Here is a 22,585-nt window from a genome sequence, read left to right as displayed (position 1 = left end):
TCAAGTCCATTCTTTAAATTGTTTCAAAAATCGCAAACAAAAGGTTCGGGTAAAAATAACACGCCTGTATTCCGTAGGGTACGCTCCGCGTATCATTTTTTGAGGGAAGGGTCCGAATCGACATCTCGAAAAGTACGCGGAGCGTACCCTACAGAGCGACACGAGGCGTCGCTAGACGCGCCGCCAGTTGGTCGTCCCGTTCGGCGCGTCTTCGAGGATGATGCCTTGTTCTTTCAATTGATTGCGGATTTGATCGGCCAGCGCCCAGCTTTTGGCTTTTTTGGCGTCCAGGCGGGCCTGGATTTGCCGCTCTATCCAAACATCCCCTCTCATCACGTCTGCCGAAACCCAATCACCAGCGGTTGCGCTTTCATAAACGGCGGAATGAAATGCCCCGCTTTTCAACCAAGCTTCAGGATCGTCCTGCAAGATGCCGAGCAAGCCGCCGAGCTGTTTTAGACTTGCCGCAAACTGCCCTGCCTGCTCCACGTCTTTCGTTTTAGCCTTGTTCAATTCCCGCGCGAGGTCGAACAACACCGAAACCGCAACCGGCGTGTTGAAATCGTCGTTCATCGCCTGCTCGAAGCGACCTCGATAGTCGGGAAGAATCGGCGCATCGGGAGCGGTTACGCCACGCTGGGCCGTATAGAGCCGATTCAGCGCAGTTGCCGACTCATTCAACTGTTCATCCGAATAATTCAGCGGACTCCGGTAATGGCTCGACAGGATGAAGAAGCGGATGATCTCGGGCCGGTACTGCTTGAGCACTTCGCGCACCGTGAAGAAATTGCCGAGCGACTTGGACATCTTCTCTTCGTTCACCCGCACGAAGCCGTTGTGCATCCACAGGTTCACGAACTTTTCGCCGGTCGCGCCTTCGGACTGGGCGATTTCGTTTTCGTGATGCGGAAACTGCAGATCCATGCCGCCGCCGTGAATGTCGAAATGATTGCCGAGGCAGCAGGTCGACATGGCCGAGCATTCGATATGCCAGCCGGGGCGGCCGTCGCCCCACGGAGCAGGCCATGAAGGCTCGTTGGCCTTGGCCATTTTCCAGAGCACGAAATCGAACGGATTCTGCTTCGCCGCATCGACATCGACCCGTTCTCCGGCTTGCAATTCTTCGAGCTTCTTGCCGGACAGCTTGCCGTAGTCTCTGAATTTTTCGACCGCATAGAACACGTCGCCGCTGCTGCCGATATAAGCATAGCCCTTCGCAAGCAGGGCTTCGATCATCGCGATGATCGAGGCGATCGATTGCGTCGCACGCGGTTCGATGTCCGGCGGCAACACCGCCAGCGCGCGCTCGTCCTCGTGCATCGCGTCGATGAAACGCGCGGTCAGTCGGTTGAAATCCTCACCGTTCTCGTTGGCGCGCTGGATGATCTTGTCGTCGATATCGGTGATGTTCCGGACATAGGTCAAATCGTATCCCAAATGCCGGAAATAACGCGCCACCGTGTCGAACACGACCATCACCCGCGCATGGCCGATGTGGCAATAGTCGTAAACGGTCATGCCGCACACATACATGCCGACCTTGCCTTCGATGCGAGGCTTGAAGGTTTCTTTTCGACGCGTCAGGGTATTGTAGATTTTCAACATGAACCGAGAATTCCGTGATCGGGACGGGCGGAAATTTAACCGCCCGTTTGCAAAACGTTACAATTTACCAAGCGCACGCTTCTCTTTCAAGGCGAAAACACATAAACTTAACCGTTTTGTATCTTAGTCAAGGAAAAACTCATGCGTCTCATCTTTCTGAGCCTGATACTCGTTTTAAATTCAACACTCTCATTCGCAACGGAAAACAAAATGTCTGAATCCCCGAAAGTCAAACTGACCACCTCGCTTGGCGACATCGTGATCCAGCTGGATCCTGCCAAAGCGCCGGTTTCATCGCAGAATTTTCTCGACTATGTGAACAAGGGCTTTTATAACGGCACGATTTTTCATCGCGTGATCAAAGGCTTCATGGCGCAAGGCGGCGGTTTCGACACCCAGTTCCAGCAAAAAGCGACCGATGCTCCGATCAAGAACGAAGCGGACAACGGCCTGCCGAACAAACGCGGCAGCATCGCGATGGCGCGCACGAATGATCCAAATTCCGCGACCGCGCAGTTCTTCATCAACTACGCCGACAATACCTTCCTGAACCATACCAGCCCGACTCCGAGCGGCTGGGGCTATGCGGTGTTCGGAGAAGTCGTCGAAGGCATGGACGTGGTCGACAAGATGGCCGACCAGCCGACCGGCAACCGCGGCCCGCATCAGAACGTGCCGAAGGCCGACATCGTGATCGAAAAGGCGGAAGAGATTAAATAAGGCATAGGATGGGTAGAGGCGCTAGCCAAAGCCCATCAATCGAAACCCATCAGGTGTTATTTCTTGATGGGTTTCGCTTGCGCTCTCGGCAATAGCTCCTGCATTGCTCTACCTCCTGCATCCCTGCAGTCGTCGGCAATAGCTCCTGCATTGCTCTACCTCCTGCATCCCTGCAGTCGTCGGCAATAGCTCCTGCATCGCTCTCGATCGCGTGTCCCCGACGCAATCCATCTCCTCCATTCCTGGGGTCGTAACTCCTGCATCCGTGCAGTCGTACCCATCCTACATTTTGAATCATGATCCTCTTCATCTCCGACCTCCACCTCTCGCTCGACAAGCCCGAAATCACCCGCCGTTTCCTGGATTTCCTGGAAAACCGCGCCTCCAGGGCCGAAGCGCTGTACATTCTCGGCGATCTGTTCGATGCCTGGATCGGCGATGACGATCCGACGCCGCCGAACGGCAAGATCAAACGCCGGCTTAAAGAATTGGTCGACAGCGGCACTCGGGTGTACTTTCAGTCGGGCAACCGCGACTTTCTGCTCGGCGAGCGTTTCTGCCGCGAAACCGGCGTAACATTGCTCGGCGATTACCATGTGATCGATCTCTACGGCATCCCGACTCTGCTTACGCATGGCGATCTGCTCTGCACCGACGACCTGCCCTATCAGGCGTTTCGCGCCAAATCGCATACCCCGGAATGGATACGGTCGGTCCTGAGCAAACCCCTGCCGCTACGCCTTTTGGCCGCGCGCTGGTATCGTTTGCGCAGCTTTTGGCACAAGCGCAAAAAAAATCAGGAAATCATGGACGTCAATCAGGAAACGGTGATGCGCATCATGAAGGAACACAATTGCCGGCAGCTGATCCACGGCCATACCCACCGGCCCGGCATACATGATTTTCAGATCGACGGCGAGTCGGTACGCCGCTTCGTGCTGGCCGCCTGGAGCAAAGAAACAGGTCAGGCATTATGCTGGACAAATCAGGGATACGGCATCGAGAAAATTTGAAGAGACCGGAACCTCGCCGGCCCGGTCGCCAAGCCATAAGATCCGCAAAAACGGAGCTGCCGGAAAACCGCAACAGACTGATTCTTTTTGTGCTTTCCTTTTCCTGAATACGCCTGCCGGCCTTTTCCGGCATTGATTTTTTTAGGAAAAAATCCCTGAACCACTGAAGCGCAATGTCTACAAAAGCGGAGCCGTCAAAAACCGCAACAACCTGATTTTTTTGAATTTTCCATTTCGTAATATGCCTTTTATCCTTCTTTGATATTGACTTTTTAGGAAAAATCCCTGAATCTAAGCAACTGGAGTGAGCCTGTTTGACCATTCGAAAAACACCAATTCACCCAAAAACTAATATTAGTCAAAATAAATAAACCGTATTTTGTGGCACAGCAAAATACCAGGAGAGAAAAATATGAAGAAGCCTATTAAGAGTTGGCTGCTAGCTTCAAGTGTGGCTGCAATCCTGGCTGCACCGGCAATTGCATCGGCTAACAGCGAACTTGAACAACTTTCGCAAAATCCCGCTAACTGGTCTATGTGGGGCGGAAACTATGCAGGCACCCGTTACAGCGAGCTGAGCCAAATCAACGCCGGCAACGTCAAAAATCTGCAGCCAGCCTGGTCTTTTTCTACCGGTGTTCTGCGTGGTCATGAAGGCGGCCCACTGGTCGTAAACGATGTTCTTTACATCCATACTCCTTTCCCTAACACCGTTTTCGCAATCGATCAAAAAACCCAGGCCATCATCTGGGAATACACTCCGACCCAGGACGCTGACGTGACCGTACCCGTCATGTGCTGCGACACCGTCAACCGCGGTTTGGCCTACGGCGACGGCAAAATTTTCCTGCAGCAATCCGATACCGTTCTGACCGCTTTGGACGCAAAGACCGGCAAACGCGTGTGGAGCGTACAAAACGGCGACCCGAAACTGGGCATGACCAACACCCAATCTCCATTGGTGGTTAAAGATAAAGTCCTGACCGGTATCTCCGGCGGTGAATTCGGCGTACGCGGCTTCCTGGCAGCCTACGACATCAAAACCGGCCAGCTGGCATGGAAAGGCTACAGCATGGGCCCTGATGCCGACACCTTGATCGACCCGAACAAAACCACTGCCTGGAAAGACGGCAAGGTACAACCGGTCGGCCCTAACTCGAGTACCAGCACCTGGGAAGGCGACCAATGGAAAATCGGCGGCGGCACCACCTGGGGATGGTACAGCTACGATCCTAAACTGAACTTGGTTTACTACGGCTCCGGCAACCCATCCACCTGGAACCCGGCGCAACGTCCGGGCGACAACAAATGGTCGATGTCGTTGTGGGCGCGCGATGCGGATACCGGAGCGGTCAAATGGGTTTACCAGATGACTCCGCACGACGAATGGGACTACGACGGTATCAACGAAACCGTATTGGTCGACCAGGAAGTTAAAGGCAAACCGCACAAAACGATCGTGCATTTCGACCGTAACGGCTTCGGCTACACTTTGGATCGTGAAACCGGGGAACTGCTGGTTGCCGAAAAGTTCGACAAATCGGTCAACTGGGCGACTCACATCGACATGCATACCGGGCGTCCTGTAGGCGATCCAAAATACAGCACCGAACACAACGGCGAAGACGTGACCACCGAAGGCGCCTGCCCTGCGGCATTGGGCGCCAAAAACATGGCACCTACGTCTTACTCTCCGCAAACCGGCCTGTTCTACATCTCGGGCAACCACCTGTGCATGAACTACGAGCCGTTCGAAGTTTCTTACACGGCGGGCCAGCCTTATGTGGGCGCAACTTTGACCATGATGCCGGCCGGCGCGGACGTCATCACCGGACAGCCTGACGGTTCCACCAACCTGGGCCAATTCACCGCGTGGGATGCGAAAACCGGCAAGATCGTCTGGTCCAACAAAGAACCATTCTCTGTGTGGTCCGGCTCACTCGCCACTGCTGGCGGCGTGGTATTCTACGGTACGCTGGAAGGCTACCTGAAAGCGGTCGATGCGAAGACCGGCCAGGAACTGTACCGGTTCAAGACCCCATCGGGCATCATCGGCAACGTCAACACCTGGAGCTATAACGGCAAACAATATATTGGCGTACTGTCGGGCATCGGCGGCTGGGCAGGTATCGGTATCGCGGCCGGCCTGGAAGGCGAAAGCGAAGGTCTGGGCGCAGTAGGCGCATACAGAAGCCTGAGCTCATTCACCAAACTGGGCGGCACCTTGACCGTGTTCACATTGCCGGACTAAGCCAAGCGGTTTGGGTTTATAGGCTGAATCGAAGCCCTGGCTGATTCTTCGGTCAGGGCTTTTTTTTATTTATTGAAGTGATTCAATTCTTTTTCCATGCCAGGCTTCCTGCCGGCTCTGGCAGCGATCCCGATTAATCGTTGCCGGTTCGACCGCCATGCGCTATAAAGGCTGTCTGTTTCCCTTTAAATGAATTTGGTTAAAATTTTTTACCCATTCTCAAGCCCCGATTCCTATCACTATTCCCTGGAGGAAATATTCATGCAGGCAAAATCCATTTTTCGACGATTCGTGATCAGCGCCCTTCTGCTCGGAAGCGTTGCGCCGATTCATGCCAAAGAAAAATTCAAAGTCTGCGCCGATCCGTTGAATCCGCCCTATTCGACTAAAAAGAAAGACGGCTTCGAGAACAAGATAGCCGAACTGTTTGCAAAGAAGCTGGGACAGAAAATCGAGTATACGTGGTTCCCGCAACGCATCGGCTTCATCCGCAACACCTTGAACGCACCTGTCGACGAAAAAGAAGTGGACAGCAAGGAATTCAAATGCAACGTGGTAATGAACGTCCCTGCCGATTCAGACATGGCCTTGACCACGGAACCTTATTATCAATCGACTTATGTCCTGTTGATCGCCAAAGGCCGGGGTTTTGACGACATCAAGAACGCCCAGCAACTGGCTGAACTCCCCCTGGAAAAACAGGAAGCCGCGAAAATCGCGATGTTCGACCGGGGACCGGGGACTGCCTGGCTGCAAAAACACGGACTGCTGGAGACGAGCATCCCCTACCAGTCGATGTCCGGCGACGAAGACAACAATGTTGCGATGCAAATCGATCGAGACTTAAAAGCGAAAAAAATCAATATGGTGATCGTATGGGGACCGATTGCGGGTTATATCGTTTCACAGGGGCCCAAGAACGGCTATACAGAGATACCGATGCACTCGGAGTCCGGCATCCCGTTTGAATTCGCTATGGCGATGGGCGTCAGGAACGGCGACAAAGAAAGGCAGCAAATGCTGAACAAACTGATTGCCGAAAACAAGAAGGAAATCCGGAGAATCATTGAAAGCTACCATATCCCTCTGACCGAGATCAAGAAGACGGCGAAGCCGAAAGACGATGATTGATGTTGACTGGGGCAGTCCGGATTATAAAAAGCAATGATGGACGGAGCGATTTACGGTCCTCCAGCGTAACCCGAAATCACGGCTTCGAAATGCCGGGTTACGCTATCGCCCGGCAACTGCTCCCTGCGTTGCTCTACCTCCTGCATCCATGCAGTCGTCGGCAACTGCTCCCTGCGTTGCTCTACCTCCTGCATCCATGCAGTCGTAACCCGACCTACGCACGTTTTCGATCGTATAGAGCGACCAGGTGAGCCAGCTTCCCGGCCCGCTCGTCGGTCAACTGGCACCACTGAAAACGCCAATTCCAGTTGCCGGACGTCGTACCGGGCGTATTCATCCGATGCTCGGTATCCAGTTCCAGGATATCCTGCATCGGAATCACGGCAAGGTTCGCAACCGAACTCAAGGCCGCCTGCATCAGAGCCCAATGCAGCGGAATGGACGGAAAGCCGAGATAATCGTAAACGAAATGTTTTTGCTGATGGCTCAGCTTGTGCACCCAGCCGACGGTCGTATCGTTGTCGTGCGTGCCGGTATAGACGACGCAGTTTTTGGTGTAGTGACTCGGCAGATAAGGATTGTCCGTATTGCCGCCGAATGCGAAATGCAGAATCTTCATGCCCGGCAACTCGAATTCGTCCCGAAGCATTTCCACTTCGTGGGTAATCACCCCCAAATCCTCGGCGATCAGCGCAATTGCGCCGAATTCGCCATTGATCGCCTGCAACAACGCTTTGCCGGGCGCTTTGGCCCAGGCGCCGTTGATTGCGGTCTCTTCGTGCGCCGGAATTTCCCAGGCGGCCTCAAACCCACGGAAGTGGTCGATGCGCAGAATATCGAACAGTTCCATTTGGGTTCCCATCCGCTTGAGCCACCAGTCGAAGCCATTTTGCCGCAATACAGTCCAGTCATAATGCGGATTGCCCCAGCGCTGCCCGTTAGCGGAAAAATAATCCGGCGGAACCCCTGCAACGACTCGCATCTCTCCCGACTCGTCGAGCTTGAACACGGAACGGTTGGCCCAGACATCCGCGCTGTCGTACGAGACGAAAATGGGCACATCGCCGAACAATAAAATACCTTTCTCGTTCGCGTAGCGCTTCAGGCCCATCCATTGATTATAAAACACATATTGCTCGAATTTAATGCAGTCGATTTCGCGTTTCAGGCGCCGCTCCATTTCTTTCAACGCTTTCGGATCGCGTTCCTTGTAACGCTCGGGCCAGTAATTCCAGCTTTTACAGTCGAACTCGTTCCTGAGCACGATGAACAGCGCAAAATCGTCGAGCCAAAAAGCCTTGGCTTCGCAGAACTGCTTGAAGTCTTCCTGGTCCTGTTCGCTCGCCCTATCCAGGAAACCGTAATAGGCCTGCGCGACCAGCGCACCTTTGTCAAACTCGCGCGATTCGCGAACCACCGGCCCCTGGTCGGAAAAATTCAGCCATCCCGACTGCACCAGTTGATCGAGACTGATCAATTCCGGATTGCCCGCATGCGCTGACAAACATTGATAAGGCGAACCATCGCCGTGAGGCATCCCGAGCGGCAAGGTCTGCCATACCGAGACGCCGCAATTTTGCAGAAAATCAACGAAATAATATGCGTTTTGACCTAGATCGCCCTGCCGATCATGACCGGGCAGGGAAGTTATATGCAGAAGGACGCCTGCACGCCGTTGGTTCAGTACATTATTCAAACAATCATCTCAAGCAAAATGAAAAACCTTAATGAGCCTTTGACTGCACTCGGCTTGCTGCCGAGGTAAAAACCGAAGCAGGTGGGATCCGGCAAGGCCAGACGGGGAACGGCCGACAGGGAATTTCCCAGCCCGCTGGCGCTGCGGCCTGTTTTGAACGATCATAGCAACAATGCCGGGATTCATCTATCTCGGAACCAAAAGCTGAATGGGTATTGAGCAGCCCGGAAAAATCGCCCTAGGAGGCTCGACGCAAGCCGCTTGCCGGAACGGCCGTTCCGGCACATGGAAAAAAGAGCGCGCGAATCGGCGACACGGAACCGCATTGCTGATAGGATGCCTTTCGCGCAAATGATGAAATACCTCGCAACGCAAGCTGGGGGCGCTTTTATCTTGGGCCAGATTAAACAATACTTCACCCATTATTTCAAGGAATATCGCCTCTGCCTCGACAACAAACCGTCCCTTCTCGGTCAACCATTGGATTTTACGGATAACGGGGCGGAAAAACGCGCCTCGCAAATCCGATGCTGCCGCCGGACTCATTCGCGGGTCCGGCGGCAGCATCGGGTTAAGCTGTCTATCTAACGAAATGCAGCTTCTGACCGAGCATGTCCGGCGTCACCAGCACGATGCCGCCCGGGCTGACGTAATATTTCTTTGCGTCTTCGGCCAGATTCTCGCCGATGACCGTACCTTCCGGAATCTCGCAGCCTTTTTCGATGATCGCGCGCTTGATCCGGCAATTACGGCCGATATTCGCTTGCGGCAGCACGATGCAATGTTCGAGCGTCGTAAAGGAATTGACGCGCACGTTCGAAAACAATAGCGAATGCCGAACCGAAGCGCCGGAGATGATGCAGCCGCCGGATACCATCGAGTCGACCGCATAGCCGCGCCGGTTGTCGTCGTCGAAAACGAATTTGGCGGGCGGCGTCTGGTCCTGATAAGTCCATATCGGCCAGGTCTGATCGTACAGGTTCATGTCAGGCTTGACGCCGATCAACTCCATATTCGCTTCGAAATACGCGTCGATCGTACCTACGTCCCGCCAGTAGCTTTGCAAGCCGCTCTGCATATCCAGAAAAGGATAGGCGTTCACCAGATATTTGTCGATCACGGACGGAATGATGTCCTTGCCGAAATCATGTTGGCTGCCTCGGGTATCGGCATCCTTGATCAGCTGCTCGAACAGGAAACGCGAGTTGAATACGTAGATGCCCATCGACGCCAGCGCGCTGTCGGTTCTACCCGGCATGACCGGAGGATTGGCCGGTTTTTCGACGAACGCCCGCACCCGGCGGTTTTCGTCGACGCCCATCACGCCGAACGCGGTGGCGTCTTGCAAAGAGACTTCAATGCAGCCGATGGTCAGATCGGCGTTGCGGGCCACATGATCCGCGATCATCGCCGCATAGTCCATCTTGTATATGTGGTCGCCCGCAAGCACGAGCACATAGTCGGGGTTACGTGCCCGCAGGATATCGATATTCTGGAATACGGCATCGGCCGTGCCCTTATACCAGGAATCTTCGTCATGACGTTGCTGGGCAGGCATGATATGAACATATTCGCCAAACTCCCCGGTCAGAAACCCCCACCCTAACTGGATATGCCGAATCAGCGAATCAGCCTTGTACTGCGTCAGGATGCCGATCTTACGAATCCCCGAATTGACGCAATTGGATAAGGGGAAATCGATGATTCTGAATTTACCGCCGAACGGTACGGCCGGTTTAGCACGCCAATCCGTCATATTCATCAGACGTGAACCTCGACCTCCCGCCAAAATCAGCGCGATGGTATTGCGTGTTAAATGACTCATTAAATGGTCTGGCATTTGATCCTCCTCCTAGATATAGATTCACATCTATTGTCGTGTTTGGTAACATTCACTGCAAATTTATTTTACTCCAATGAGGCGAAATCCAGTGACGAAACGCTCGAAAACCCTGCAAGATACTGACGCCCTAAAGACCCAGCTCCTCCACCCTGCTACCCCGTCGCCTTCGAGTGTCGAGGCCGAGCAAAACAAAGCCGCAGAGAAACAAAATGTTAGCAAAACCGCTGCGATGATTTCTCCCGAGCAATCCTCCGCCTCCGTTAAGCAGATTGCCGCCGAAAGCAGCGGCTCATCGAAAACGGCGCATATTACGTCTCCGAAAATCCATTCCCTCGCCGAGTCCTATCACCCGCTCGACGACGAGTATTTGAAGATTGCGAACGCCCGCCACCACGACCCGTTCTCGATTCTCGGCCGCCATTCCAAGAATGGAGGCATTGAGGTGAAGGTCTTCATGCCGCATGCCGAATCGGTCCATTTCAGCCATAACGGCAAAGCCCTCGAACGGATTCCCGGTTCCGATTTCTTCATCTATCAGGCCGAGGAAGACGATCTGCCCGCGCATTACCGCCTGGCCTGGAAAGACAAAAACGGCTACAGCCACGAAAATTTCGATGCGTACGACTTCGGCGCACAGACGCCCGAATTCGACCTGCATCTGTTCGGCGAAGGCAAACACTGGCATATCTACCAGAAACTCGGCGCCCATCTGCATCAGGTCGACGGTATCAGCGGCATACAATTCGCCGTGTGGGCGCCGAATGCCAGCCGGCTCAGCGTAGTCGGAGACTTCAACCGATGGGACGGGCGCTGCCATCCGATGCGCTGCCTCGGCAGCAGCGGCGTCTGGGAAATCTTCATTCCCGACCTGAAGGCCGGCAGTTTGTACAAGTTCGAAATCCTGAACCGCTTCACGAACGAAATTCTGGTCAAATCCGATCCTTACGGCCAGTATTTCGAATTCCGGCCGAACACGTCGTCGATCGTGATCAAGGAAAAAACCTACCAATGGAGAGATCATCAATGGATGATGCAGCGTACCGCGCATAACTGGCTGCATGAGCCGATGTCCATTTACGAGGTGCATCTGGGCTCCTGGCGGCGCGACAATCAAGGCAATTTTCTGAGCTACCGCCAGCTCGCCGTGCAGCTGGTCGATTACGTCAAACAGATGGGCTATACGCACATCGAGCTGTTGCCGGTCACCGAACACCCGCTGGATCTGTCCTGGGGTTATCAGACCACCGGCTATTTCGCGCCGACCAGCCGGCACGGATCGCCGGACGATTTCCGCTTTTTCGTGGATACCTGCCACCAAAACGACATCGGTATCATCCTGGACTGGGTACCCGCGCACTTCCCGAAAGACAATTTCGCGCTGGCCCGCTTCGACGGCAGCGCACTGTACGAGCATGAAGACCCGCGCAAAGGCGAGCACCGCGACTGGGGCACGCTGATTTACAACTACGGGCGCAACGAAGTCAAAAACTTCCTGCTGTCGAGCGCGGTGTACTGGCTGGAAGAATTCCACCTCGACGGCCTGCGGGTCGACGCGGTGGCCTCCATGCTCTATCTGGACTACTCCCGGGAGCGTAACGACTGGATCCCGAACATGTACGGCGGCAACGAAAATCTCGAAGCGATCGATTTTCTGCGCGAACTGAATACGGTTACTCATCAGCAGCATCCCGGCACCGTGATCATGGCGGAAGAATCCACTGCCTGGCCACAGGTGACCCGCCCGACCTGGACCGGTGGCCTCGGCTTTTCGATGAAATGGAACATGGGCTGGATGCATGACGTACTTTCCTACATGAGCAAGGATCCGATCCACCGGATGCACCACCACGACCAGCTCACCTTCGGCCTGCTTTACGCGTTCACCGAAAATTTCGTGCTGCCGTTCTCTCATGACGAAGTCGTGCACGGCAAAGGCGCGTTGGTCAATAAAATGCCCGGCGACGAGTGGCAGCGCTTCGCCAACCTGCGTCTGCTGTTCACCTTCATGTTCACCTATCCGGGCAAGAAGCTGATGTTCATGGGCTGCGAATTCGGCCAGGGCACCGAATGGAGCGTCAGCCGCGCGCTGGACTGGTACGTGCTCGATTATGCCCACCACCGCGGCATTCAAACGCTGGTCAGGGACCTCAATCGCCTGTATAAAACGCATCCGGCGCTGTTCAAGCACGACTTCGAACACCTGGGCTTCGAATGGGTCGACTGCCACGACATCCAGCAATCGATCATCAGCTATCGCCGCAAGAGCGATCTGGAAGATCTGGTCATCGTGCTGAATTTCACTCCGGTACCGCGCGAGCATTACCGGATCGGCGTCCCGGCCGAAGGCGTCTATACCGAAATTTTCAACTCCGACTCGCACTATTACGACGGCAGCAATATCGGCAATGGCGCGGTGATGTCGGAACCGATTCCGTGGATGAATCTGCCGCACTCGCTGACTTTAACCTTACCCCCGTTAGGCGCACTGATTCTGAAGCAATAACCCACTGCATGAAAAAAATTCTTTTTGTCACCAGCGAGGCGCATCCGTTGATCAAGACGGGCGGCCTCGCCGATGTCTCCGGCAGTCTGCCCAAAGCCCTGGCGGAACTGTCGCAGGATATCCGGATTCTGATACCTTACTATCAGGCGCTCAAGACCTTCGGCAACGTCCGTTATGTTTGTTCGCTACGCATCGATAACCGGAGCGTGAACATTCTCGAAACCCGCATGCCGGAAAGCCACATTCCGGTCTGGCTGGTCGATTATCCGACCTTCTTCAATTATCCGGGCAACCCTTACGTCGATGAAAACGGCAACGCCTGGGAGAACAATGCCGAACGTTTCGCACTGTTCTGCCGGGTTGCGGTCGAGATCGCGATGGACCGGGTGCATCAGGACTGGAAGCCCGACGTCGTGCACTGCAACGATTGGCAAAGCGCCCTCGTCCCGGCGTTCCTGTCGCTGGAAGATAACCGGCCGAAGACCGTTTTCACGATCCACAATCTGGCTTACCAGGGCCTGTTTCCGGCCAGCACCGCGGCGACACTGAACCTACCCGGCCAGCTGTTGAGCCCGGAAGGACTCGAATTCCACAGCCTGCTTTCGTTCATCAAGGGCGGTCTGGTCTACAGCGACCGGATCACCACAGTCAGCCCGACCTATGCGACGGAAATCCAGACGCCCGAATTCGGCTATGGGCTCGAAGGGCTGCTGAGGCATCGCAACCATGTGCTGAGCGGCATTCTGAACGGCATCGACCTAGAACACTGGAATCCGGAAAGCGACCCGCTCATCGCGCAAACCTACACCGCACAAACCCTGGCGGAAAAAAAAGCCAACAAGGCCGAACTGCAGAAACGCTTTTCGCTGCCGGTAACCGACGGGGTTCCCTTGTTCGGCCTGATCGGGCGCCTGGTCGAACAAAAAGGCATCGACCTGATTCTGGACTCGCTGCCTGCCATCCTGGAGATGCCGCTGCAAATCGTCCTGCTCGGCAGCGGCGAAAAAAGCATGGAACGCAAGCTGATGAGTTATGCGCATCTGTATCCCGAGAAAATCGCAGTCACGGTCGGCTACGACGAAGCGCTCGCGCATAGGATCGAAGCCGGCTCGGACGTATTTTTGATGCCGTCGCGCTTCGAGCCCTGCGGCCTGAACCAGATGTACAGCCAGCGTTACGGCACCCTTCCCCTGGTCCGGCGGACCGGCGGCCTCGCCGATACGGTGGTCGATGCGGTGCCGCAAACCCTCAATGATAACTCCGCGACCGGCATTGTCTTCGACGAAGCCACGGCGGGGTCGCTGCTCGAGGCAGTCAAGCGCGCCGCGATTCTGTACGGCAATCCGAAGGCTTGGGAGCAAATGCAGATCAACGGCATGAGCAAGGATTTTTCCTGGCAGCAAAGCGCCAGCCAGTATCTGGACTTATACCGGAGCCTGTAGCGCAATGGAACCGCTTCCGCGTTTCGGATGAACATGACCGTGTGCCGCGACTTCCAATTGTAGGGTACGCTGCGCGTACCTTTCTCCAATTGTTAATATCGGAAAAAGGTACGCGCAGCGTACCCTACCTGCCACCGTTCCTTTTTTGCCTTGCATGGACAGCCGCCCCGATGACATCCTATGAGTAAAATCCAGCTGCATTACGTTGAAAACGTGATTAGCCGTAAAAAAGGCGGCGTGCACCAGCATTTGACGTTCTTCATCGCCGTCGAAAATCTGAGCTACCACAAGCAGATCAACGTCCACTGGGCCGGCGAAGACGGCATCTGGCACGACCTGCCGGCACGCTTTCACAGCGCGATCGCACCGAACAGGGAATACTGGCAGGCGCATGTTCAGTTCCAGCTCGAACCTGCCCAATCCCTGCCGGGCAACATTACCTTTTCGCTGCGCTACCGCGCCGAGGAAGTCGAATATTGGGACAACAATCACGGCCGAAACTATCGCAGCCAGGCCGACTCCGGTATCCGCCTGCCGGGGCGCCAGCCGTTACAGGTCGTGGATTTCAACGCGGCATTGCCCGAAAGCCGCAAATACCTGCCGGTCACGGTCGCGGTCGAACAGTCGCTTGCGCCCGAAAAGGTGACCGTGCACTGGACGACCGACAACTGGCGCCACACGCATCAAACCCCCTGCCGTTTCAAACGGACCTATTGGGACAAAGAGTTGCACAGCAACGCCCGCAATCCGAATCAATACGGCCTCCAAATCTGGAAAGGCTGGCTGAAAACCGCCGACGCATTCCGCGTGCAGTATTCGGTCTCCGTCGAAAGCCGCGGCCGGACCGTTTGGGACAACAATTTCGGCCACAATTACGCGGCGAGCCGCAAGCCGCTCAAGATCCTGATCCTGAACCTGCACTGCTATCAGGAAGCCGACCAGGACGCAAAATTTTCCGCGATCGCCAGGGCGATCGACGAACTCGGCGTCGACGTCGCCTGCTTCCAGGAAGTTGCGGAACTCTGGAACGAAGGGCGCGGCGACTGGCCCAGCAATTCGGCCCGCATCATCGGCAGCCGCCTCAAAAAGCCTTATCATTTATACGCCGACTGGTCGCATCTGGGCTTCAACAAATACCGCGAAGGCGTCGCGATCCTGAGCCGCTTTCCGCTCCTGCATCCGGAATCGCGCTACGTCTCGGCAAGCGAGGATCCCTACAATATCCATGCCCGCAAAGTCGTGATGGCCGAGGTCGAGGCCCCGCATATCGGCCGGCTGAATATTTTCTCCGCGCATTTGAGCTGGTGGGAAGACGGCTTTCAAGAGCAGTTCGACCGGCTACGCGAATGGGCGGCCGGCAAACGTACCGACCAAGTGACAGGCACCCTGCTCTGCGGCGACTTCAATATCCCGGCCGGATCGCAAGGCTACCGCCACGTGATCGGCTCCGGCGAATACGAAGACCAGTTTCTGGCTGCGAATGCCCGAGGCGAGCCTTCGCAAATCCGCCGGGTCAACGATCCCCACTGGAACCGTTATCTCGCCGACGACTACCGGATCGATTATATCTTCATGCGCAAAGACAGCGGCTTGTCCGTCACTTCCGGCCGGGTATTGTTTACGCCCGAGGATTACGGCCACGTTTCGGACCATTGCGGCTACCTGATGACTTTCGAACCCCAATAAGGACCTTACCGGGCACTCAACACTTATGCCAAACCACAGATTTCACCGGCCTGATTCATCGATGGAGAATTTTGATGCAAATCGCTGAGCATTTTGCCATGCCCGTCTACGGCGAGTTGGGAGGCTTCTTCGCGCGCACCAACGACTTCGGCGACAAGTTTTATATCCGCTGGGGCAAGCTCGAATTCGACGTCCATTACGGCGTACAGGCCAATATCAAGGTGATCCTGAAAGTCTATCGCGAGCACAATGTCCGCGAAACCTACATCGTCGATACCGACCCCTACGACATCCACTGGGACCGCCACAAGCGGCGCACCCGGGATTTTTACATCCATCCCGAGTCCGGCCATTTCGGCCGCATCAACTGCGTCAAATTTTCGTTCATCGTGCATCTGCACGAACATTCGATCGCCTCGCAGAACGATTACATCTACATGGACGGCCACCAGTTGCAGGACGACCAGCCCAAACACCGCCATATTACTTCGGAATGGGCGACCCCGAACGCCTACCGGACTTACGAACTGAACGCCGGTGAGCTGCAGGCCGACGTCGACTGGTACAATCACCATTTCGAATCGCTCCGGCTGACGCCGAAGTTCACCAAGGGCCTGCTCTACCATCCTTACCATCCGAAGCGCTTCATCCACGACCATATCGACAAGGTGATCCGCAGCAAACACGAAAATCCGGAGCGCCTATGCACGATCAAGGTCAGCGTCGACTGCATCGACGACGGCGACTTCATCACGCACCTGATTCACGCGCACCATCAGGGCGTCTGCGTGCAGTGCATCGTCGACTGGCGCAAGATGACGCTGACCAACAGCCAGAACTACGCGCGGCTGAAACGCTCCGGCATCGAACTGGTCGGCGTGTTCTGCACGGCCAAACATCACCTGATCGAAGTCGAGCCGGACATGCACACCAAATTCATCCTCTTCAACGACGAAGACTGCATCCTGGGCTCGTTCAACATCACTTTCGACCGCTGGTGGGCGAACTGGGAATCGGGCATGACCTTCCACTCGCGCGGCGTCTGCCGGCTGCTCGACAACGTCTTCCAAAGCCAGCGCGGCGGCGTGATCCAGAAATACGGAATCGACCCCTTCAGCCAGTTCAACCTGCTGTACACGTTCGGCCGCCATACGATGTTGAACGGCCGTTATTACAAGCCGCACCATGCGATCCTGGCCGAAATCCACCGCGCCCGCCATTCGATCAAATGCTGTCTGTTCCTGATCGGCGACCTAGTGGGCGACCATCACGACAGCGTGGTCGACGCACTGGTCCAGGCGCATCACCGGGGCGTCTACGTGCATATCCTGTTCAACGGCCATCTGGCGCGCGAAGGCCGCGTCGGCGTCGAACGCAGCATGGCCGAAGAGCTTGCCCGTCCCTTGCTGCCGTCGGTGCAGCGACTGAAGAACGCGGGTATTCCGGTCGGCCTGGTCTACGGCCAGGACGACCACAAAGTGCCCTACTCGCCGATCCATTCCAAATATTGCATCATCGACGATGCGATCGTGATCGAAGGCAGCTTCAACTGGTACAACACTTCGGTATTCTCGCACGACCTGATCGTGATCGCGAACAAGCGCGAGGTGGCCGGGCCGTATTTGTACGAGTTTGATGAAATCCAACGATCGTTCAGGGTGTTTTATTGACCGGCCCACGTAAGGCACATAGCGTGATCGGGTGGAGGTAACGGGATTGCGCCCGTTACCTCTTCCCCTCGGATATGCGGTTTTCCGCATCCGGCGGTTGAACCTGGCGACTCAAGTGGTCGCAAAATCGGATGGCCCCTAGGCCCCAACGTCGTAATCGGGCGTTGTTCAAGACGGTTTGCAGCACGGGGCTGCGCGCCAATCGCCATGTCCCAACCGAAACGCTGGCCTGTTTCAAGGGGTACGGCTTTATCTTCAGCCTGCGCAAAGCGTGCAGCCGGCCGTGCCGATTGTGCCTGCGCATCCCACTTTCCAGGATGATAATCGGACGCCGGTATTCGCAAAAACAGAAGGAGTTCCACCGCCCCCGGATGTAGCATTGCCAACCGGCGACACGGTCATCCCGCTTCAAGCTGAACTTGGATTGTTTATTTCACAGCCGATAGCGGAGCGGTTCCGCCGAATCATGATTGCCAATTGGCTACAGTTTGACCGGGTAAGATTCGCTGTAGGTCGAACCTTTCGTGCACGCATCCCGCGCGGTCGGGCTTTCGCAAGACGTGTCGCCGATTTCCGCCTTCAGGATTCCCGCCGACTGCGGCACGAAATAAAAGCGGAAATTCGGGTCGGAACTGATCGCGATATCGGTTTTCGCGGTCAGCACCGGCTTGCCGTTGAAGGTGACTTTCAGCTGCTCAATGAAATGCGATTTCTTCACGAAACGCGTCAGCTGATCCATCTGCATGCCGGTAATGTTCGGATGGCTGATCAACAGTTGCGCCAGATTCGGCTCGCCGGCTTTCACATCGCCGTCCAGCCTGAATTTCATTTTGCCGAGCCGTTTCATCGAAGCGTCCAGATCGGCCCCGATCGGAACGGAGCAGCCGCCGCTGGCTTTCACGAATTTTTTCGTCATGATCAGCCTGCCGTCGTTCATTTCCGCGATCGCCCGGATGTAACTGTAGGTGTTGACCCGGACCCGCATCGCCAGATCGGCCTTGCCGCTGTCGGGCGTCAGTTCGAACTCGCCGACGAACGGAAACGGATTCTTGTCGACCAGCACGAGAATTTTCCTGATATAAATGTCCTGCGTCTGCGGAATCTTGCTGACGATTTTCAGCGGCACCAGCGCCGGATCCTCGGCCCGGGCGGGTGCTTCCAGCTCGATCACATCGTTGCTTTCGGTGATCGTTTTACCGGAAAAATACTGATTTCTCAGCGTCGCGTTCCATTCGTTTTCATCACCTTCGGCCATTGCGGTCAACGGCAAGGCCAGCAACAGCACGATAGACAGGAGTCTCGATATTTTCATTTTCTATATCCGATGGTTCAGTAACTTTTCCATTATGGGCCTTGAGGCAAACGAGAGCAACCTCGCCGGTGCATGACTCCAATACAGCCGAACCGCTATTCCGTATTTGCTTTAAAATACCGCCAACCCTTACCCCGCTTTCTGTTTCCATGACGATAAAACTCCTGCATTGCCATTCCGCAACGCCGAACGATTCGATAGACTCCTTGAGCGTCGAGATTGAACGCGACGCGGAAGCCGGTCTGACGCTGCGCTACCGGCTTGCAGGCCACCTGGAAAAGATTCTGATTCCCGCGGCCAAACCGTCCGCTGCCGGCGACGGCTTATGGCGGCATACCTGTTTCGAAGCCTTTGCCGCCGCTGCCGGAACTTCCGCTTATCGCGAATTCAATTTTTCGCCGTCAAGGGAATGGGCCGCCTATGCGTTCGGCGATTATCGCGCGCGCAGGCCCTGGAGCATCGGCACGCCCCCCGTTATTGAAGTCTCGCAGCCGCAGGATCAACTGCTGTTGACCGCCCGCATCGCGGCAGACGACCTGCCCGCCGGCGACCGCCTAACGCTGGGCCTGACCGCGGTTATCGAATCGATCGACGGCAATCTGTCTTATTGGGCCTTGCACCACCCGGGCGAAAAACCCGATTTTCACGACCGTGCCGGCTTCGTCTATCCGCTCGACAGCATACTTTCCGACAACCCTTTAAAATAGCGACCCGCCCATGAAATTCGGCATAGACCGCTTACTCGAAGACCGCCGCCTGCGCGCGCCGCTGGCCGGCCGACGCATCGCCCTGCTCGCCCATCCCGCCTCGGTGACCGCCGATCTGACGCACAGCCTGGACGCCCTCGCCCGCCTTCCGGACCTGAAGCTCGGCGCCGCCTTCGGCCCGCAGCACGGCCTGCGCGGCGACAAGCAGGACAACATGATCGAATCGCCCGATTTCGTCGATCCAGTGCATGGCATTCCGGTGTTCAGTCTGTACGGGGCAGTGCGCCGACCGACCGAGGCGATGATGGACACGTTCGACGTACTGCTGGTCGACTTGCAGGATCTGGGCTGCCGGATTTACACCTTCATCACCACCCTGCGCTATGTGCTCGAAGCCGCGACCCAGCATCGAAAGGCGGTCTGGATTCTCGACCGCCCGAACCCGGCAGGACGTCCCGCCGAAGGGTTAGCCCTCCGGCCCGGCTGGGAAAGTTTCGTCGGCGCGGGACCGATGCCGATGCGCCACGGCCTGACGATGGGCGAAATGGCGCGCTGGTTTGTCGCCACATTCAAGCTTGACGTGGATTGCCAAGTGATCGCGATGGAAGGCTGGGACCCGGAGGCCGCGCCCGGCCACGGCTGGCCGCTCGGCGAGCGCGCCTGGATCAATCCAAGCCCGAACGCGCCGAATCTCTGGATGACCCGCTGCTATGCCGGCACGGTGATGCTTGAAGGCACCACCCTCTCCGAAGGCCGCGGCACGACCCGGCCGCTGGAGTTGTTCGGCGCGCCCGATCTCGATGCGCGCCGTTTGATCGAAACGATGCATTCGCTCGCTCCGGTATGGCTCGAAGGCTGCCGTTTGCGCGCATGCTGGTTCGAGCCGACTTTCCACAAACATGCCGGCAAATTGTGCGCCGGCCTACAGATCCATGTCGAGAATCCGTCATACCGCCATGAGCGGTTCCGCCCCTGGCGCCTGCAGGCGTTGGCCTTCAAAGCCTTGCGCCGCCTACAGCCGGATTATCCGTTGTGGCGCGATTTTCCTTACGAATACGAACTCGACCGTCTGGCGGTCGACGTAATCAACGGCTCGCCGCTGCTGCGCGAGTGGGTCGACGATGCCGGCGCGGCCCCAGGGGATCTGGAGAAACTGGCCCAGCGGGACGAAAACGCCTGGCTGGCCGACAGGCTGGAGTTCCTGCTTTACTAAAGACTGGGTCGATACCCCCATCGCGATATAACCCCGTCCCCACTGTTTGAAAATTCTCCAAACACAAAATCATCCTCCCTGTCCATCCCACTTTAAACGTTACGGACGGAATAAATATCCCGTCCGGCATGCCGCACCGTAGGGTACGCTGTGCATACCATTGGAAGTTGACAAGGTACGCAAAGCGTACCCTACGTGACGGAGCTTGCAAAATAGGGGGTGTTTAAAAGACGTATCTGCCCCGCTGCCGCCACGAGGTGTCTCATGGCGCGCGCCGCCATTTTCCAGGCGCATGATTTTGCTCTCAAAGCCGATGAACGCCGGGCTTGAACGGCTGTCATAAATTTGTGATTATAATTTCTCAGCCCGGCGGCGCAGAAGCCTCTCGCTCTCATTTTTGCTTAACCAGGAATAACATCACCGCGATTTGCGTAACGAAATCAGCCGAAAACTTCGAATTTAACGATGAGGCCATCATAGAGCCGGACAGTGCGCGTCGCCGAACTGAAACCCACGATAACAATAGCCGTCTGACTTTGAAGATGAGTCCGGAGCTTTTAAACCGGACCGGGAGTTCGCAAATGACAGAAGAACAAAAAATTGCCATTGACCGCGCATTGATCGCACCACGACCAAGACGCAAGAGAAGCTCGACGCAGGAATTTGTTCACCGTTTTTTTGAAGAAGCCGATATCCGCCTCAACGGCCACAGGCCTTTCGACATCCAGGTGCGCGACCCTCGATTTTACGAACGCGTGCTGACGGACGGGCCGCTCGGTTTCGGCGAAGCCTACACCGAAGGGTGGTGGGACTGCCACGACATGGCCGAAATGATCGCCCGCATTACCCGCCACGACATCGAAAAAAACCTGAAACTCTCCTGGAAACTGTTGTGGGGAGTTCTCCGCTCCCGCCTGGTCAATCTGCAATCCCGAAGCCGCTCGCCTACCGTCGGCCGCGATCACTACGACAAAACGCTGGACGCCTACGAATGCATGACCGGCAAATGGCAGGCATTGAGCTGCGGCTACTGGAAATCGGCAAAGACGCTGGACGAAGCCCAGGAAGCCAAATTCGACCTGATCTGCCGAAAGCTCGACATCAGCCGCCACGACCGCGTGCTCGACATCGGCTGCGGTTTCGGCTCGTTCGCCAAATTCGCCGCGGAAAAATACGGCTGCAGCGTGACCGGCATCAATATCTCTCCCCAGCAGGCCGAACGCGCGCGCAGCAACTGCACGGGACTTCCGGTCGACATCGTGACCTGCGACTACCGGGACACCCGACACTATCTGTCCGAAAAGAAATTCGACAAACTCGTTTCGATCGGCATGTTCGAGCATGTCGGCAATAGAAACTTCCGCACTTATTTTCAAATCGCCAACCGCTGCCTGAAAGACGACGGCCTCTTCCTGTTGCATACGATCGGTTCGAACGTTTCGCTGCACCATAACGATCCCTGGTTCGAAAAGTACATTTTTCCGGGAGGGCTTCTGCCATCGATCAAGCAAATCGGCGCGGCGATCGAGAACGTCTTCGTTATGGAAGACTGGCATAATTTCGGCTACGACTATTCCTTGACGCTGAACAGTTGGTACAAAAATTTCGCCGCGGCCTGGTCCGGTGACCCAAACGACCCGTTTTACCGGATGTGGACCTATTATCTCCTGTCCTGTTCGGGCTATTTCAAGGCCCGGCGCGTACAGTTGTGGCAGGTCGTACTGTCCAAATCCGGCCATAGCGGCGGCTATACCAGCATTCGATAACCGCCCGGACTCACGCTTCGAATGCCA

The 22,585-nt window shown here is 55.9% G+C and carries 15 protein-coding genes; 11 read left to right on the top strand and 4 right to left on the bottom strand.

What is annotated here, in order from left to right; all coding sequences use genetic code 11:
* Positions 1–171 precede the first annotated feature (171 nt).
* Positions 172–1,605, bottom strand: coding sequence for a cysteine--tRNA ligase (gene cysS / locus METAL_RS06805; RefSeq protein WP_005370878.1), 1,434 nt, complete (start codon positions 1,603–1,605; stop codon positions 172–174).
* Between the two features lie 210 nt (positions 1,606–1,815).
* On the opposite strand from cysS, the gene METAL_RS06800 reads away from it, so the two are divergent.
* The 4 genes from METAL_RS06800 to METAL_RS06785 all read left to right on the top strand — a co-directional run bounded on the left by METAL_RS06800 (position 1,816) and on the right by METAL_RS06785 (position 6,720).
* Positions 1,816–2,325 carry a peptidylprolyl isomerase gene (locus tag METAL_RS06800; protein WP_425357666.1) on the top strand — a complete coding sequence of 170 codons (510 nt, stop codon included), beginning with the start codon at positions 1,816–1,818 and terminating at the stop codon, positions 2,323–2,325.
* A gap of 296 nt (positions 2,326–2,621) precedes the next feature.
* The gene (gene lpxH, locus METAL_RS06795; RefSeq protein WP_005370876.1) at positions 2,622–3,338 is read left to right on the top strand and encodes a UDP-2,3-diacylglucosamine diphosphatase; all 717 of its coding nucleotides are present in this window, start codon (positions 2,622–2,624) and stop codon (positions 3,336–3,338) included.
* Between the two features lie 412 nt (positions 3,339–3,750).
* Positions 3,751–5,589: a methanol/ethanol family PQQ-dependent dehydrogenase gene (locus METAL_RS06790; protein ID WP_005370874.1), complete on the top strand. Its 1,839-nt coding sequence runs from the start codon at positions 3,751–3,753 to the stop codon at positions 5,587–5,589.
* A 261-nt stretch (positions 5,590–5,850) separates the two neighbouring features.
* Entirely contained in the window at positions 5,851–6,720 is an 870-nt protein-coding gene (locus tag METAL_RS06785) for a quinoprotein dehydrogenase-associated putative ABC transporter substrate-binding protein (protein WP_005370873.1), read from the top strand.
* A 214-nt stretch (positions 6,721–6,934) separates the two neighbouring features.
* On the opposite strand, the gene malQ is transcribed toward METAL_RS06785, so the two are convergent.
* Complete coding sequence (gene malQ, locus METAL_RS06780) at positions 6,935–8,416, bottom strand: 4-alpha-glucanotransferase (protein WP_005370872.1); 1,482 nt, start codon at positions 8,414–8,416, stop codon at positions 6,935–6,937.
* Positions 8,417–8,996: 580 nt separating this feature from the next.
* Complete coding sequence (glgC, locus tag METAL_RS06770) at positions 8,997–10,256, bottom strand: glucose-1-phosphate adenylyltransferase (protein ID WP_005370871.1); 1,260 nt, start codon at positions 10,254–10,256, stop codon at positions 8,997–8,999.
* Between the two features lie 232 nt (positions 10,257–10,488).
* Between glgC and glgB the strand changes: the two genes are divergently transcribed.
* The 4 genes from glgB to METAL_RS06750 all read left to right on the top strand — a co-directional run bounded on the left by glgB (position 10,489) and on the right by METAL_RS06750 (position 17,560).
* Positions 10,489–12,762, top strand: coding sequence for a 1,4-alpha-glucan branching protein GlgB (gene glgB / locus METAL_RS06765; RefSeq protein ID WP_157203548.1), 2,274 nt, complete (start codon positions 10,489–10,491; stop codon positions 12,760–12,762).
* Positions 12,763–12,770: 8 nt separating this feature from the next.
* Positions 12,771–14,204 carry a glycogen synthase GlgA gene (gene glgA, locus METAL_RS06760; RefSeq protein WP_005370869.1) on the top strand — a complete coding sequence of 478 codons (1,434 nt, stop codon included), beginning with the start codon at positions 12,771–12,773 and terminating at the stop codon, positions 14,202–14,204.
* Positions 14,205–14,384: 180 nt separating this feature from the next.
* The gene (locus METAL_RS06755; RefSeq protein ID WP_005370866.1) at positions 14,385–15,890 is read left to right on the top strand and encodes an endonuclease/exonuclease/phosphatase family protein; all 1,506 of its coding nucleotides are present in this window, start codon (positions 14,385–14,387) and stop codon (positions 15,888–15,890) included.
* Positions 15,891–15,964: 74 nt separating this feature from the next.
* Positions 15,965–17,560, top strand: coding sequence for a phospholipase D-like domain-containing protein (locus tag METAL_RS06750; protein ID WP_005370864.1), 1,596 nt, complete (start codon positions 15,965–15,967; stop codon positions 17,558–17,560).
* Between the two features lie 481 nt (positions 17,561–18,041).
* Here METAL_RS06750 and METAL_RS06745 read toward each other — a convergent pair whose 3' ends face one another.
* Complete coding sequence (locus METAL_RS06745; RefSeq protein ID WP_005370862.1) at positions 18,042–18,872, bottom strand: quinoprotein dehydrogenase-associated SoxYZ-like carrier; 831 nt, start codon at positions 18,870–18,872, stop codon at positions 18,042–18,044.
* Between the two features lie 149 nt (positions 18,873–19,021).
* Here METAL_RS06745 and METAL_RS06740 point away from each other — a divergent pair, with 149 nt between their 5' ends.
* The 3 genes from METAL_RS06740 (at position 19,022) to cfa (ending at position 22,558) form a co-directional block, all read left to right on the top strand.
* Positions 19,022–19,579: a DOMON-like domain-containing protein gene (locus METAL_RS06740; RefSeq protein WP_005370861.1), complete on the top strand. Its 558-nt coding sequence runs from the start codon at positions 19,022–19,024 to the stop codon at positions 19,577–19,579.
* Positions 19,580–19,589: 10 nt separating this feature from the next.
* On the top strand, positions 19,590–20,792 hold the full coding sequence (locus METAL_RS06735) for an exo-beta-N-acetylmuramidase NamZ family protein (protein ID WP_005370859.1): 1,203 nt from the start codon (positions 19,590–19,592) through the stop codon (positions 20,790–20,792).
* 581 nt (positions 20,793–21,373) lie between these two features.
* Positions 21,374–22,558: a cyclopropane fatty acyl phospholipid synthase gene (gene cfa / locus METAL_RS06730; RefSeq protein ID WP_005370857.1), complete on the top strand. Its 1,185-nt coding sequence runs from the start codon at positions 21,374–21,376 to the stop codon at positions 22,556–22,558.
* The last annotated feature ends 27 nt before the right edge of the window (positions 22,559–22,585 follow it).

The organism is Methylomicrobium album BG8, assembly GCF_000214275.2.
Classification (GTDB): Bacteria; Pseudomonadota; Gammaproteobacteria; order Methylococcales; family Methylomonadaceae; genus Methylomicrobium; species Methylomicrobium agile.
Note: the sequence above shows the minus strand (reverse complement) of the source record. Positions and strands in the feature narration are given on the sequence as shown.